Annotated in this window: 13 protein-coding genes; 5 read left to right on the top strand and 8 right to left on the bottom strand. The window is 65.8% G+C overall.

From position 1 onward, the window contains the following. The first annotated feature begins 112 nt into the window (after nucleotides 1-112). From atpG to ABE422_RS16050, 3 genes are all read left to right on the top strand, one after another. Nucleotides 113-976 (top strand): F0F1 ATP synthase subunit gamma, encoded by an 864-nt coding sequence (gene atpG / locus ABE422_RS16060; RefSeq protein WP_176988116.1) that lies wholly within the window; start codon nucleotides 113-115, stop codon nucleotides 974-976. Nucleotides 977-1013: 37 nt separating this feature from the next. Continuing rightward, nucleotides 1014-2420 carry a F0F1 ATP synthase subunit beta gene (atpD, locus tag ABE422_RS16055; RefSeq protein ID WP_313209101.1) on the top strand — a complete coding sequence of 469 codons (1407 nt, stop codon included), beginning with the start codon at nucleotides 1014-1016 and terminating at the stop codon, nucleotides 2418-2420. A gap of 115 nt (nucleotides 2421-2535) precedes the next feature. Further along, a complete protein-coding gene (locus tag ABE422_RS16050; protein ID WP_019183637.1) occupies nucleotides 2536-2958 on the top strand; it encodes a F0F1 ATP synthase subunit epsilon in 423 nt (140 codons plus the stop codon). Nucleotides 2959-3043: 85 nt separating this feature from the next. On the opposite strand, the gene ABE422_RS16045 is transcribed toward ABE422_RS16050, so the two are convergent. After that, the gene (locus ABE422_RS16045) at nucleotides 3044-3427 is read right to left on the bottom strand and encodes a GtrA family protein (RefSeq protein WP_313209102.1); all 384 of its coding nucleotides are present in this window, start codon (nucleotides 3425-3427) and stop codon (nucleotides 3044-3046) included. Between the two features lie 85 nt (nucleotides 3428-3512). Between ABE422_RS16045 and glmU the strand changes: the two genes are divergently transcribed. Next, a complete protein-coding gene (gene glmU, locus ABE422_RS16040; protein WP_313209103.1) occupies nucleotides 3513-4877 on the top strand; it encodes a bifunctional UDP-N-acetylglucosamine diphosphorylase/glucosamine-1-phosphate N-acetyltransferase GlmU in 1365 nt (454 codons plus the stop codon). Between the two features lie 63 nt (nucleotides 4878-4940). Here the strand turns inward: glmU and ABE422_RS16035 are convergent, their stop codons facing one another. From ABE422_RS16035 to ABE422_RS16005, 7 genes are all read right to left on the bottom strand, one after another. Next, a complete protein-coding gene (locus ABE422_RS16035) occupies nucleotides 4941-6308 on the bottom strand; it encodes a HAMP domain-containing sensor histidine kinase (RefSeq protein ID WP_346483316.1) in 1368 nt (455 codons plus the stop codon). Beyond that, nucleotides 6305-7645 (bottom strand): sigma-54 dependent transcriptional regulator, encoded by a 1341-nt coding sequence (locus ABE422_RS16030; protein WP_346463517.1) that lies wholly within the window; start codon nucleotides 7643-7645, stop codon nucleotides 6305-6307. The genes ABE422_RS16035 and ABE422_RS16030 overlap by 4 nt, the downstream gene beginning before the upstream one ends. A gap of 79 nt (nucleotides 7646-7724) precedes the next feature. Beyond that, the gene (locus ABE422_RS16025; RefSeq protein ID WP_346463515.1) at nucleotides 7725-8153 is read right to left on the bottom strand and encodes a PDZ domain-containing protein; all 429 of its coding nucleotides are present in this window, start codon (nucleotides 8151-8153) and stop codon (nucleotides 7725-7727) included. 1 nt (nucleotide 8154) lies between these two features. After that, complete coding sequence (locus ABE422_RS16020; protein WP_313209107.1) at nucleotides 8155-9375, bottom strand: FtsX-like permease family protein; 1221 nt, start codon at nucleotides 9373-9375, stop codon at nucleotides 8155-8157. Between the two features lie 16 nt (nucleotides 9376-9391). Beyond that, nucleotides 9392-10696 carry an ABC transporter permease gene (locus ABE422_RS16015; RefSeq protein WP_313209108.1) on the bottom strand — a complete coding sequence of 435 codons (1305 nt, stop codon included), beginning with the start codon at nucleotides 10694-10696 and terminating at the stop codon, nucleotides 9392-9394. An 8-nt stretch (nucleotides 10697-10704) separates the two neighbouring features. Further along, the gene (locus ABE422_RS16010) at nucleotides 10705-11430 is read right to left on the bottom strand and encodes an ABC transporter ATP-binding protein (RefSeq protein WP_176988123.1); all 726 of its coding nucleotides are present in this window, start codon (nucleotides 11428-11430) and stop codon (nucleotides 10705-10707) included. Between the two features lie 43 nt (nucleotides 11431-11473). Next, nucleotides 11474-12739, bottom strand: coding sequence for an efflux RND transporter periplasmic adaptor subunit (locus tag ABE422_RS16005; protein ID WP_346481605.1), 1266 nt, complete (start codon nucleotides 12737-12739; stop codon nucleotides 11474-11476). A gap of 204 nt (nucleotides 12740-12943) precedes the next feature. Here ABE422_RS16005 and glmS point away from each other — a divergent pair, with 204 nt between their 5' ends. Next, nucleotides 12944-14785, top strand: a complete 1842-nt coding sequence (gene glmS / locus ABE422_RS16000; protein ID WP_346483315.1) for a glutamine--fructose-6-phosphate transaminase (isomerizing) — start codon at nucleotides 12944-12946, stop codon at nucleotides 14783-14785. Nucleotides 14786-14972: the final 187 nt, after the last annotated feature.

Below are 14972 nucleotides of genomic sequence, written 5' to 3'. Positions count from 1 at the left end.
TTATTCCGGTGCTTTTTGCGGGTTGGGTGGCTCCGGGGGTTTCAACCACGGGGTCCACGGCTCCGCTCTACGTCAAACGCGGGGCCTGTGCCCCGCGCCACGGGAAGAAGAGATGGCAAGCGGACGCGAAATCAAAACCAAGATCAAGAGCGTGCAGAACACCCGCAAGGTGACGCGTGCGCTCGAAATGGTCTCGGCCTCCAAAATCCGCAAAGCGCAGGAGCGGATGAAGACGTCGCGTCCGTATGCGCAGGCGATGAAGCAGGTGATCGGTCACCTGGCCCAGGCCAGCACCGACTACCAGCATCCGTTCCTGGTCCAGCGTGACGAGGTCAAGCGCGTCGGTTACATCGTGGTCTCGTCCGACCGCGGTCTGGCCGGCGGCCTGAACAACAACCTGTTCCGCAAGATGCTGGGCGAAATGCGCCAGTGGCAGGACAAGGGCGCCGACATCGACGTGGTCACCGTCGGCCAGAAAGCCTCGACCTTCTTCCGTCGCGTCAAGGTCAACATGGTCGGCACCGTCACCCACATGGGCGATGTGCCGCACCTGGAACAGCTGATCGGCGTGATCAAGGTGATGCTCGATGCGTTCACCGACGGCAAGGTTGACCGCGTGTACCTGGTCTACAACCGCTTCATCAATACGATGACGCAGAAGGCCAGCTTCGATCAGCTGCTGCCGTTGCCGGCTGCTGAGAAGCAGGTCGCGCATCACGACTGGGACTACCTGTACGAACCCGACGCTGCGACCGTGCTTGAGCACGTGATGACGCGTTACGTCGAGTCGCTGGTGTACCAGGCCGTGCTGGAAAACGTCGCGTCCGAGCATGCAGCCCGCATGGTCGCGATGAAGTCGGCCAGTGACAACGCGAACAAGCTGATCGGAACCCTGCAGCTGGTCTACAACAAGGCCCGCCAGGCAGCGATCACCCAGGAAATCTCCGAAATCGTCGGCGGCGCGGCAGCAGTCTGACGCGCACAGTCAAAGCACACATTAGAGGATTGCAGCAATGAGTCAGGGCAAGATCGTTCAGATCATCGGCGCCGTCGTCGACGTCGAATTCCCCCGCGAGTCGGTGCCGAAGGTGTACCACGCGCTGAAGGTGGACAACACCGAAATCACGCTGGAAGTGCAGCAGCAGCTGGGCGACGGCGTGGTCCGTTGCATCGCGCTGGGCTCCACCGACGGCCTGAAGCGCAACCTGGTCGCCACCAACACCGAACGCGCCATCTCGGTGCCGGTCGGCGCGGGCACGCTGGGCCGCATCATGGACGTGCTGGGTCGCCCGATCGACGAAGCCGGTCCGGTCACCGCCAGTGACACCTGGGAAATCCATCGTTCGGCCCCGTCGTACGAAGACCAGTCCCCGGCCACCGAGCTGCTGGAAACCGGCATCAAGGTCATCGACCTGATGTGCCCGTTCGCCAAGGGCGGCAAGGTCGGCCTGTTCGGCGGCGCCGGCGTCGGCAAGACCGTCAACATGATGGAACTGATCAACAACATCGCCAAGGCGCACAGCGGTCTGTCCGTGTTCGCCGGCGTGGGTGAGCGTACCCGTGAGGGCAACGACTTCTACCACGAGATGAAGGACTCCAACGTCCTGGACAAGGTCGCGATGGTGTACGGCCAGATGAACGAGCCGCCGGGCAACCGTCTGCGCGTCGCCCTGACCGGCCTGACCATGGCCGAATACTTCCGCGATGAGAAGGACGAGAACGGCAAGGGCAAGGACGTGCTGCTGTTCGTCGACAACATCTACCGCTACACCCTGGCCGGTACCGAAGTGTCGGCACTGCTGGGCCGTATGCCGTCGGCCGTGGGTTACCAGCCGACCCTGGCCGAGGAAATGGGCGTTCTGCAGGAGCGCATCACCTCGACCAAGAACGGCTCGATCACCTCGATCCAGGCCGTCTACGTGCCCGCCGATGACTTGACCGATCCGTCGCCGGCCACCACGTTCGCCCACCTGGATTCGACCGTGACCCTGTCGCGTTCGATCGCCTCGCTGGGTATCTACCCGGCCGTGGATCCGCTCGACTCGACCAGCCGCCAGATGGATCCGCTGGTCATTGGCCACGAGCATTACGACACCGCCCAGCGCGTCCAGCAGACCTTGCAGAAGTACAAGGAGCTGAAGGACATCATCGCCATCCTGGGCATGGACGAACTGTCCGAAGAAGACAAGCAGGCCGTGACCCGCGCCCGTAAGATCGAGCGCTTCTTCAGCCAGCCGTTCCACGTGGCCGAAGTGTTCACCGGTTCGCCGGGCAAGTATGTGTCGCTGAAGGACACCATCCGTGGCTTCAAGGCCATCGTCGATGGCGAATACGACCACCTGCCGGAACAGGCGTTCTACATGGTCGGCAGCATCGAAGAAGCGGTCGAGAAGGCCAAGAAGATGGCTGAAAAGGCCTGATGCGGCGGGGACGGGCGACATGCCCGTCCCGACCCGTCACACGGGGTGGGCGCAGGCCCACCGCTGAGGACATCCTGCGGTGGGCGCGAGCCCGCCCTAAAGCGAGAAGAGTTTCATGAGCACCATCCGTTGCGACATCGTCAGCGCCGAGCAGGAAATCTTCCGTGGTGAGGCGACCCTGGTCGTGGCCACCGGTGAGCTGGGTGAGCTGGGCATCGCGCCCAAGCACGCCCCGCTGATCACCCGCCTGAAGCCGGGCAAGGTGGTGGTGACCACGCCGAGCGGCGAGCAGATCGACTTCGCCATCTCCGGCGGCATTCTCGAAGTGCAGCCGCAGGTCGTGACCGTGCTGGCCGACACCGCGATCCGTGCCCAGGACATCGACGAAGCCTCGGTCCGCAAGGCCAAGGAAGAAGCCGAGCGCATCCTGGCCAACCGTGGTGAAGCAATGGAAGTGGCGGAAGCGCAGCAGCGCCTGGCGGAAGTGTCCGCCCAGCTGCAGGCGCTGGAGCGCCTGCGCAAGAACCTCAAGCACTAAGCGGGGCGGCGCGACGGCGCCATCCGCAAGGGGGAAAACGCCGGCTTGCCGGCGTTTTTTTTTGCCTGCCTCCCGGTACGCCGGATCAGCGGAAGATCAGGCTCCGCATCAGCAGGAATGACAGCCCGGCCAGCCCGCCCTCCACCAACGGTTTGGCCAGCCACGCATAGCGCAGCCCCAGGTGCTCGGCGGCCAGGGTCACCAGCAGCGTACTGATGGCCGTCAGCACGGCCCACAGCAGCAGGAAGCGCGCAAAGCGTGGCCAGCCCAGACGATGCTCACCATCGCGGGCAAACGTGTAGCGGCCATTGAGCCAGAAGCCGAGCAGCATGCCGCTCACGCGCCCCAGCAGGTTGCCGGGTGCCGCTGGCATTCCCAGTGCGGTGGCAGCCACGAACACGGCCCAGTCCAACACCAGCTGGACCAGGCCGACGACGAGATAGCGGCTGCCTTGGCGGAGGAGACTCACGTGCACTCCGGGTGCGGACAATCCCACATGTTAACGAGCGTCGCACTAGAATTCCCATCAACGATACCCGGAACGTGATCTACCCATGACCCAGCCCCTGCACGTGATCATCCTGGCCGCCGGCGCCGGCAAGCGCATGAAGTCGGCCCTGCCCAAGGTGCTGCAGCCGATCGCCGGCCGCCCGATGCTCGCCCACGTCATCGAGACCGCGCGTCAGCTGCAGCCTGAAGCGATCCATGTGGTGTATGGCCATGGCGGCGAAGCAGTGCGGCAGGCATTGGCCGATCAGCCCGATCTGCGCTGGGCGGAGCAGAGCGAGCAGCTGGGCACCGGGCATGCCGTGCTGCAGGCCATGCCGGAAGTGCCGGATGCGGCAACCGTTCTGGTGTTGTACGGCGATGTGCCGTTGATCCGCGGCGAAACGTTGCGCCACCTGTTGTCGCAGCCGGGCCGCTTGGCCGTGCTGGTGGCCGAGGTCGCCGATCCGACGGGCTACGGGCGCATCGTGCGCAATGCCGAGGGCAAGGTCGGGGCGATCGTCGAGCAGAAAGACGCCACCGACGAACAGCGCAGCATCCGGACCATCAATACCGGCATCATCACCGCCGAATCCACGGCACTGCGCCGTTGGTTGTCGCAGCTGTCCAATGCGAACGCGCAGGGCGAGTACTACCTGACCGACATCTTTGCCGCGGCGGCCAGCGATTACACGCCGGCCGAGATGGCATTCGTGCAGGACCCGCAGGACGCCGAAGGTGCCAACGATCCATGGCAGCTGGCCCAGCTTGAACGCGCCTGGCAGCTGCGCGAAGTGCGTGCGCTGTGCGCGCAGGGCGCACGCGTGCTGGACCCGGCACGGCTGGATATCCGTGGCACCGTCACGGTCGGCAGCGACGTGCAGATCGACGTCAACGTGATCCTGGAGGGACGTGTGGTGCTGGGCGATGGCGTCAGCATCGGCGCGTTCACCCGGCTCAAGGATGTTTCCCTGGCCGCAGGCACCGTGGTCAAGCCGCACTGCGATCTGGAGGGCGTGGTCAGCGAAGGTGCGGCAGACATCGGTCCGTTCGCGCGGCTGCGCCCCGGCACCGTGCTGGGGGAGGGCTCGCACGTGGGCAACTTCGTGGAAACCAAGAAAGTCGTGCTCGGTGCCGGCAGCAAGGCCAACCACCTTACCTATCTGGGCGACGCGGTGATCGGCAGCAAGGTCAACATCGGTGCGGGCACCATCACCTGCAACTACGACGGGGTGAACAAGTCGCAGACCACGATCGGCGATCGTGCCTTCATCGGATCCAACAGCTCGCTGGTCGCGCCGGTCGTGATCGGGGAAGGCGCAACCGTCGCCGCTGGCTCGGTGATCACCCGCGGCGCCCCGGCGGACAAACTGACCGTCGCCCGCGCACGTCAGGAAACCATCGACGGCTGGAAGCGCCCGACGAAGAAGTAGTGCCGGCCGCTGGCCGGCAACCAGGCGATCCCGGGGCCACGACGGTGCCGCCCAGCGGCCGGTCTACCGGGCGTCAGCCGGCAGGAACACCGCCACGCACAGACCGCCCTCGCGGCGGTTCTGCAGCGAAATGCGGCCACCATGCGCTTCGACGATCTCACGGGTCAGCGCCAGGCCGAGCCCGGTGCCGTTGCGCTTGGTCGAATAGAACGGCATCAACGCGTTCTGCAGCACCGCCTCGTTCATGCCCTTGCCGCGATCCAGTACTTCCAGCCGCAGCCACTGGGGCAGGCGGGTCAGGCGGACCTCGACGTCGTCATTCGGCGGCTCGGCCTCGCCACACGCTTCATGGGCATTCTTGAGCAGGTTCAGCAGCGCCTGCCCGAGCTGGGCGATGTCCACGCGGCTCTGCAGATCGTCGGGTACCTCCGCCATCCGGAACGGAATCTGGTGCTGCAGCCCGCCCAGGAACAGGTTCCACTGTACGGTCTGCAACTGCGGCTGTGGCAGCTTGGCGAACCGCGCATAGCCGCGGATGAAGCCCTCCAGATGACGCGCGCGCTCCTCGATGGTGGCGAACACCTCTTCCAGCCGCCCGGTCTTGCCGCGCCGGACCAGCTCGCCACCGGAATGCGCCAACGAGGCGATCGGCGCCAGGGAGTTGTTCAACTCGTGGCTGATCACCCGGATCACCTTCTTCCAGGTCTGCACTTCCTGGCGGCGCAGTTCGGCGGTCAGCAGGCGGATCAACAGCAGATCGTGCGGGCGGCCGTTGAGATGGAAGTTGCGGCGTGACAGGTGATAGATCTGCTCGTCGTCCTCATCGCGCTCATCGTCGCTGTCCTGGCCTTCGCCACGCACCGCGAAGAGGCTGTCGCCCCCGCGGGCGATGGCGTCGCGCAGCTCGATCGGCATCGTCGCCATGACGTCGTCCATGCGCTGGCCCTCCAGCTTCCAACCGTTGTGCAGCAACTTGCGCGCCGCCAGGTTGGAAAACACCACGCGCTGCACGCCGTCGCCCCCGTGTGCCAGCAACAGCATCGATACCGGCGTGTTCTGCACCATGGTGTCCAGCAGCAGCTCGCGCTGGACCAGGTCCTGGCGCTGCGCACGCAGCACATCGCCCAGTTCGCGGTGGGCCTGGACCAGATCGCCCAGCTCATCATTGGAGGGCCAATAGATGCCGAAGTTGTATTCACCGTCGCGGTAGCTGCTGGTGGTGCCGGACAGGGCGCGCAGCAACGAGCGGATCGGTGCGGTCGCGCGGCGCAGGCTCCACCACATCAGCGCCAGCAGCACGACAACCGAAATGCAGGTGACCGCCCAACCATGGTCCAACCAGAACGCCAGATACCACGGGAATGCAGCTGCCAGTGCCAGGACCGGCAGCAGCCGCAGGAACAGCCGGAAGGTGAACGAGCGCCGCTTCATTCGCGCGGGATGCCGTAACGGTCCATGCGCCGGTACAGCGCCTGGCGGCTGAGCCCGAGTTCGGCAGCGGTCTGGGCAATGATGCCGTGGTTATGCGCCAGTGCGGTTTCGATCCGGCTGCGGTCCGGGTCCACGGCCGGGCTGGCCGCGCGCGGGGCCGCGGCGCGCGGCAGGTTGAGATCGCCTGCCTCGATGCGCGGTCCCGTCGCGAACAGTTGGGCGCGCTGCAGCACGTTGCGCAGCTCGCGCACATTGCCCGGCCAGGCATGCCGCTGAAGCGCGGTGGCCGCCGCGGTGGACAGTGGCTTGCCAGTGTCCAGGAAGCGTTCGGCCAGCGGCAGGATGTCGCCGGGGCGGTCGGCCAAGGCCGGCAGCGCCAGCTCGACAGTGTTGAGGCGGTAGTACAGATCCTCGCGGAACTGGCCATCGCGGATCATCGTGGGCAGATCGGCGTTGGTCGCGCTGATGACGCGGACCTTCACCTGCCGCTCGCGGTTGGAACCCAGCCGTTCGAAACGGCCGGTTTCCAGCACGCGCAGCAGTTTCATCTGTCCACTGGCAGAGAGATTGCCGATCTCATCCAGGAACAGGGTGCCGCCATCGGCGGCCTCGAACTTGCCTTCGCGTGCCTTGTTGGCACCGGTGTAGGCACCAGCCTCGGCACCGAACAATTCCGCCTCGATCAGCTCGGACGGAATCGCGCCGCAGTTGAGCGCGACGAACGGCCCCTTGGCCACCAGCGAGTTGGCCTGGATGATCTCGGCGATCTTCTCCTTGCCCGCGCCGTTGGGGCCGGTGATCAGCACCGGCAGTGCCGAGCGTGCCACCTGGCAGGCCAGGCTGACCACGCGCTCGCTGGCCGGATCGGCCACCACGGCACCGCGCAGATCGTAGCGCGCTTCCAGCGCCGAGCGATCGCGCTGTTCGCGGTCGCGGCGGCGATCGAGTTCGCGGCGGGTTTCGGAGAGCTCCAGCAGGTTGTTGACCGTGATCAGCAGCTTGCGGTCGTCCCATGGCTTGGCCAGGTAGTCCGCCGCGCCCGCCTTGACCAGATCGACCGCGCTGCTCAGATGTGTCCAGGCGGTCAACAGGATCACCGGCAGGTCCGGATGACGTGCACGGATCTGCTGGAACAGGGCTTCGCCTTCTTCGCCGGAGGTGGTGTCCTCGGTGAAGTTCATGTCCTGGATCACCAGATCCACCGGCTGTTGTTCCAGCAGCGCCAGCCCCTGCTCGGGCGAGAGCGCGTGCAGGGTATCGATGTCGTGCAGCGAGAACAGCACGTCGAGTGCGGTGCCGACGCTGGCGTTGTCGTCAATGATCAGGATCGAGGGCATGCGGCAACGTAGGACCGGAAGTGGAATCAAGAGTACCGGAGCGCCGGGCCAAGGGGCAGATGGCCCGGCGTGGCAGGCCTCAGCCGCCGGCGCGTGGCGGCGTTGCGGGCTGGGGGATGGGCGGTGTCTCGACCGCCAGCACCTCGCTCCAGGCGGCGGTGTCGACATCCACGGTCACCTGGTCGCCCTTGCGCAGCACGACGACGGGCACCCGGGTGGCCTTGTTGCCAACCAGCGCATGGGTGAGGTCGGCCATGCGCCGGACGGGCTGGCCATCCACGCGCAGGATCCGGTCGCCGCTGCGCACACCGAAGTAGCTGCTCGGTTCGGTGGTGGTGACGCGCACGATGCCATCCCGGGCATCGACCACCAGATGGTGGCCGGCGTCACGCCACTCCAGGCGTGCGGTATCGGTCTGGGTGGCGGCCAGCGCAGGTGCGCTGGCCAGCAGGAGGGACAACAACAGGGTCGTGATCCTGGTCTTGGTCTTGGTATTGGTCTTGCGCATTTCAGGCACTCCGGGTGGCAACGGCAGGGGGGACGGCGGCGGCGCGACGGGCCGGGCCGAAGACAGCGATCTGGCCCAGCAGCCACAGCAGTACCGCGCCGATCGGCAGGTAACTGATGGGCATGCGTGGCAGCTCGTAGTTGTTCATCAGCCACAGATTGATCGTGTAGGCCATCAACATGCCCAACACGATCCCAACCGTGGCCAACAGGAAGTTCTCGGTCTGGAAGTAGCGCAGGATCTGGCTGCGGGTCGCGCCCAGCGCCCGGCGGATGCCGATCTGCTTGGTGCGCTGCTGCACCCAGAAGCTGGCCAGACCAACGATGCCCAGTGCCGTCACCACCAGCAGGGCAACGCACACGGTGATCAGCAGGCCGACCATGGCGCGGTCATTGGCGAAGTACTTGTTGCGCTGTTCCTCGTAGGTGGATTTGCCGCGGATCAGCCGGCTCGAATCGACACGTTCCAGTGCCGTCACTGCTGCCTTGATCACCTCGTCCCGACGCGCGGGATCGGTGACACGGATCAGGTAGAAGCCTTCGTCGTAGGTCGCCCGCAACGGCAGCATGATCGAATACTGGATGTCGCCGCCAACCGGGTTCGGGCGGGCCAGCACCTTGACGATGCCGACGATGCGCAGCGGCATGGAACCGCTGTAGACCGTCTTGCCCAAGGCATCACCGCCGGGGAACATCTTGTCGGCAATCGCCTTGGTGACGATGATCGCCGAGCCCGTTTTTTCGGCGTTCTCGTCGGTCAGGGCATCCGCTGCGTCGCGGTATTCGTCGCTCTGGAAATCACGGCCGGCGATCAGCTCCACGCCCAGTGTCTCCAGCGCGCCTTCGCGGGCGAAGTACTGGGAGGTGCTCAGCGTCGAGCGTTCCTGGTTGGGGGTCAGCCCCAGGCCCGTGTTCCAGGAGCTGTTGCGGAACGGAATCTGGTTCAACGTCACGGCACTCTTGACGCCCGGAATGGCCTGCAACGCCGCCAGGTCTTCGCGGGTGCGCGCGGCCGCATTGACCTGGGTGCCGATGCCGCCCAGGCGGACTTCGATCAGTTCGGTCTCGGCGATGCCGCTGGGCTGGTTGATCTTCTCGATGCGCTGCCCGATCAGGAACAGCGCATTGCAGACGATGGCGCAGGTCAGGGCGATCTCGAGCACGATCAGCGACGCGGCGGTTTTATGCCGGCGCAGGGTGGAGAGGATGGGACGGATATCCATGGTGTGCTCCGGATCCTTACTGCGATTTGAGTTGGATGGCGGGCGCGACCTGCATGGCGCGCAGCGCCGGCAGGAAACCGGCCAACAGGCTGGCGACCAAGGTCAGCGCGAAGGTCATCAGCAGCATCTGCCCATCCAGCGTGGCCAGCTTGGCGTAGTCCACCGGTTGCTGGCGCACCGCGTACAGTCCCAGCATCGCGAGCACCAGGCCGAGCAGGCCGCCGGCCAGGCCGACCGTACCGGCCTCGATGAGCGACTGCAGGAAGATCTGGCCGCGGCTGGCACCCAGCGCCCGGCGCACGCCGATCTCGCCGCTGCGGCGCAGGAACTTGGCCAGCAGCAGGCCCACGGTATTGATCAGGCAGACCAGCAGGAAGCCCATCGCCAACCACAGCTGCAGGCGCACGTCACCGGGGACCACCTTCTTGTAGTCCAGCCACTCCATGACATTGCGCAGACGGACGTTGTTGGGACGCTCGAAGCGGCCGGCCGCACGCTGCTGGTCGGAGTAGTTCTCCAGGTAGCGGCGGTACTCCGCAGCTTGCCCGGCGTTCTCCAGCTCCACCCAGTACTGGATCCAGGTGCAGCTGGCGGTCGGGCCGGTCGGATCGGGTTCGTTGCGGCGGCCGAAGCAGTCCATGCTGCCGCTGCGGTCGAACTTCAGCTCGATGGCCGTGGTGAAGGGAACGAACACATCTTCGCTGTCGCCATAGCGACCGGTGTTGAGATCGTAGAAGTGCGGGTTGGGGTGCCACTCGTCCAGAACGCCCACCACGGTCATCGTGTTGCCATTGATGCGCAGTGACTTGCCGACGCTGTTGGCGCCATCGAACAGCTTCTGGTTGAGTGTCTTCGTGATCACCGCGACCCTGCCGCGGCCCTCGTCATCGGATTCCTTCCAGCCCTGGCCGTACTGGAACGGGGTATCGAACATCGGGAAGAAGTCGCCCGAGGTGTAGCGAGAATCCGTGACGAACGGACGCAGCGTGCTGCTGTCCGGCTCGATGGTGACGCCGCCACCGGTCATCATCGCCTGGCGCTTGGCATGTTTCTCGCTCAGCAGTCTGGTGGCATCGAAGCGGGTCAACTGGTCGGCCGGTTCTTCGCCAGGCTGATAGCCAAGCGCCGACTGTGGATCAATCTGCACGCTGAAGAGCCGGTCGCTCTTCTGCGGAATCGGATCACCGGACAGCACGTGGAACACGGTCAGCGTGGTCATCGACGCGCCGATGCCCAGCGCGATGGCGATCACCATCAGCGCGGTCAGCACCTTGTTGCGCCGGAAGCTGCGCAGGGCCAGTCGGAAGTAGTAAGCGATCATGGCCGGCCTCAGTCGTTGGCGATGGCAGCAGCAACCGCGGGGCGCGGCGTGGAAAGCACCGGGTCGCGCAGCAGGTCGGTGACCTGGCCGTCGACGATGTGCACGTTGCGCTTGGCACGGGCGGCCAATTCGGGATCGTGGGTCACCATCACGATCGTGGTGCCCTTGGCATTGATTTCTTCCAGCAGCTCCATGACGCCACGGGCCATCTGGCTGTCCAGGTTGCCGGTCGGTTCATCGGCCAGCAGCAGGCGCGGGCTGCCCGCCAGCGCCCGCGCGATCGCGGCGCGCTGCTGCTGACCACCGGAGAGTTCGGCCGGGTAATGCTTCATGCGCGAGCCCAGGCCCACCTGGGCCAGCGCGTGCTCGATGCGCTCCTTGCGCTCGGCAGCGGGCATGCCGCGGTAGCGCAGCGGCACATCGACGTTGTCGAACAGGTTCAGATCGGAGATCAGGTTGAAGCCCTGGAAGATGAAGCCGATCTTCTGGTTGCGCAGGCGGCTGCGCGCGTCATCGCCGAGCTGGCTGACGTCCTGGCCATCGAGCAGGTAGGTGCCGCTGGTGAAGGTCTCCAGCAGGCCGGCGATGTTGAGGAAGGTGGTCTTGCCCGAACCGGACGGACCGGTCACGGCGACGAACTCGCCTTCGCGGACATGCAGGTCCAGCGACCGCAGGGCGTGGGTTTCCACCTGTTCGGTGCGGAAGACTTTGGCGACCGAGCGCATTTCAAGCATGGCTGTTTTCCTTTGAAAGTCGAGAGGATCGAAAGGGACTGAATCAGTTGATGGAGACGCGCTCGGCATCGCCGAACAGATCGCTGCCGGACACCACGACGCGATCGCCGGGCTGCAGGCCAGAGAGGATTTCCACTTCGCCCAGGCTGCTCACACCGAGCTTGACCGGGCGACGGACCGCACTGCTGCCGTCCATGACGTAGGCGTAGCCGTTGCCCTGTTCGACGAACGGGCCGCGTTCGATCTTCAGGGCATTGCGGCGGGTATCGAGCAGCACGCGCGCCTGCATCCGCTGGCTCTGGCGCAGGCCCTGCGGTTGCTTGTCGGCAAAGCGGATGCGGGCGTTGACCTCACCGGCGACCACTTCCGGGGACACCGCGGAGATCTCACCGGCGAACTGGCCGCTGCCGCCGGTCAGCTGCGCAGGCATGCCGATCGTCAGCTCGCGGGCGAAACTCTCCGGCACCTTGATCTCGATCTCGAAGCGCGACAGGTCGACCACGCCCAGGATCGGCGCATTGGCGACCACGTTGGTGTGCTGGGTCGCCTGCACCTGGCCGACCTGGCCATCGAACGGCGCACGCAGCGTGAGGGCGTCGACCTGGCGCTCGACCTCGGTCACCACCGCACGCTGGCGGTCGGCGAGCAGGCGCTTGTTGCGCGCATCGAGGTCGGCGCCCTGGGCCTTGAGCAGGGCGTCCTTGCGGGCATGTTCGAGCTGGATGTCGCTCTTCTTGACCGTGTCTTCGGCCTTGGCGACATCGACCTGCGGCACCGCGCCCCCATCGAAGCCACGCTTGTAGCGTTCCAGATCGCGCACGGCCGCCTGGCGTTCGATCACCGCCTGGTCGGTATCCTTCTGGGCCGTGGCGCGCGCCAGGGTCGCATCCAGGGTGGCGCGGCTCGCCTCGGCCTGCAGACCGGCCAGGGTGGCCTGTTCCTGGGCCAGCTTGCTGCGCAGTTCGGGGCTGTCGATCACGGCCAGTTCCTGGCCCTGCTTGACCACGTCACCGGCCACCACCTTCAGGTTCACGTTGCCGGCGGAGATCGCATACAGCACCGGGTTGTTGGCCGCGATCACGCGACCGTCCGCGGCGATGTCGCGGACCATGTCGCCGCGGGTGACCTCGGCGATGCGGACGCGGGCGCTGTCGAAGGAGCGGCTGGCCCCGAGCCAGGCACGGGCGGCGAAGCCGATCGCCAGCAGCACGACCAGCGCGGCGACCGCCGGCCACAGCCAGCGCTTCCACGGGGCGGGCGCGGCATGCGAGGAAAGGGTCTGGTCCTGGGCGGAAGTGTCGCGGATCATCGGGCTCGTTCGCGGTTGGGTTGTGGAGTACCAAAGCAGACTTCGTGCCAACTTTTCACCCTTTGAAAACAAGGGGTTGCGATCGGGGTGGCGTGTCCGCGTGTCCGCGGACACCGGACCGGACACTTTCGTTAAGCCGACAGCGCCCAAGCCGCCGGGGCGGCCACGCTAGAATGCGAGGCTAACCAGCAGGGATCTGAATCTATGTGCGGCATTGTGGGAGCGATCGCGCAGCGCGACGTGGTACCGGTACTCATCGAAGGCCTGAAGCGACTGGAATACCGGGGCTACGACTCGTCGGGCATTGCCGTGATCGACACCACCGCCGCCGAAGCTGACGTCCGCCGCGTCCGCCGCACCGGCCGCGTGGCCGAGATGGAGAAGGCCGCCACGAGCGAAGGCTTCCAGTCGCTGCTCGGGATCGGCCACACCCGCTGGGCCACCCACGGTGGCGTGACCGAGGCCAATGCGCACCCGCACATCAGCCACGGCGTGGCGCTGGTGCACAACGGCATCATCGAGAACCACGAAGAACAGCGCGAGAAGCTGCGCGGGTTGGGCTACACCTTCGAGTCGCAGACCGACACCGAAGTGATCGCGCACCTGATGCACCATCACCTCAAGGAAGGCGACAGCCTGCTGTCCGCGCTGCAGCGCACGGTCAAGGAACTGACTGGCGCCTACGCGCTGGCGGTGATGAGTCGTGCCGAGCCGGATCACTTCGTGTGTGCGCGCATGGGCTGCCCGCTGCTGATCGGCGTGGGCGAGGGCGAGAACTTCGTCGCCTCCGACGTCTCGGCGATCCTCCAGGCCACCCGCTCGGTGATCTTCCTGGAAGAGGGCGATACCGCCGATATCCGCCGCGATGGCGTGCAGGTGTATGACGAGCACAACCAGCCGATCGTGCGTGACGTGCACCTGTCCGATGTGTCGCTGGCGTCGCTGGAGCTGGGCCCGTACCGCCACTTCATGCAGAAGGAAATCCACGAGCAGCCGCGCGCGCTGGGCGACACCATCGAAGCGGCGATCGATGCCGGCGGTTTCCCGGCCACCCTGTTCGGCAAGAATGCCGAGGGCGTTCTGTCGGATATCGAAGGCGTGCAGATTCTTGCCTGCGGTACCAGCTATTACGCCGGGCTGACCGCGCGCTACTGGATCGAGGCAATCGCCGGGCTGCCGTGCAGCGTCGAGATCGCCAGCGAATACCGCTATCGCGCGGCCTACGCGAATCCCAAGCACCTGATCGTCACCATCTCCCAGTCCGGCGAAACGCTGGATACGATGGAGGCGCTCAAGTACGCCAAGTCGCTCGGCCACCTGCACACGCTCTCGATCTGCAACGTTCCCGAGAGCGCGATCCCGCGTGCCAGTGAACTGGTCTGCTACACCCGTGCCGGTGCCGAGATCGGTGTCGCGTCGACCAAGGCCTTCACTACCCAGCTGGCCGCGCTGTTCCAGCTCACCGTGGTGCTGGGCAAGCTGCATGGCCGCATCGATGCCGCCCAGGAAGCGGACTACCTGGAACAGCTGCGCTTCCTGCCGGGCAGCGTGCAGCATGCGCTGAACATGGAGCCGCAGATCGCCGCGTGGGCCGAGCGCTTCGCGCGCAGGAACAGCGCGTTGTTCCTGGGCCGTGGGCTGCATTACCCGATCGCGCTGGAAGGCGCGCTCAAGCTCAAGGAAATCTCGTACATCCACGCCGAGGCCTATCCGGCCGGCGAGCTCAAGCATGGCCCGCTGGCGCTGGTGGATGAAGAGATGCCGGTGGTGGTGATCGCCCCGAACGACAGCCTGCTGGAAAAGGTCAAATCCAACATGCAGGAAGTGCGTGCCCGCGGCGGTGAGCTGTTCGTGTTCGCCGACCAGGACAGCAACTTCGTCGAGTCCGAAGGCGTGCATGTGATCCGGACGCCGCGCCATGCCGGTGTGCTGAGCCCGATCGTGCATACGATTCCCGTGCAGCTGTTGGCCTATCACACCGCGCTGGCCCGCGGGACAGACGTGGACAAGCCGCGCAACCTGGCAAAGAGCGTGACGGTGGAGTGATGTGTCCGCCGCCGAGGCGGCGCTGACGCGTATCGAGGGTGGTCCTGCGGGGCCACCCTTTTTTTTGTGCGATCACCCTGTAGAGCCACCCCATGGGTGGCTGCGGGAGCCGTAGCGAAGAACAGCCACCGATGGGGTGGCTCTACACGGCCGTCTGCACCGGAACTTTAGTCTCACCCCGCGGCGG

This window comes from Stenotrophomonas sp. TWI1151 (assembly GCF_039673135.1).
Taxonomy (GTDB): Bacteria; Pseudomonadota; Gammaproteobacteria; order Xanthomonadales; family Xanthomonadaceae; genus Stenotrophomonas.
This window is presented reverse-complemented; position numbering and strand designations above follow the sequence as displayed.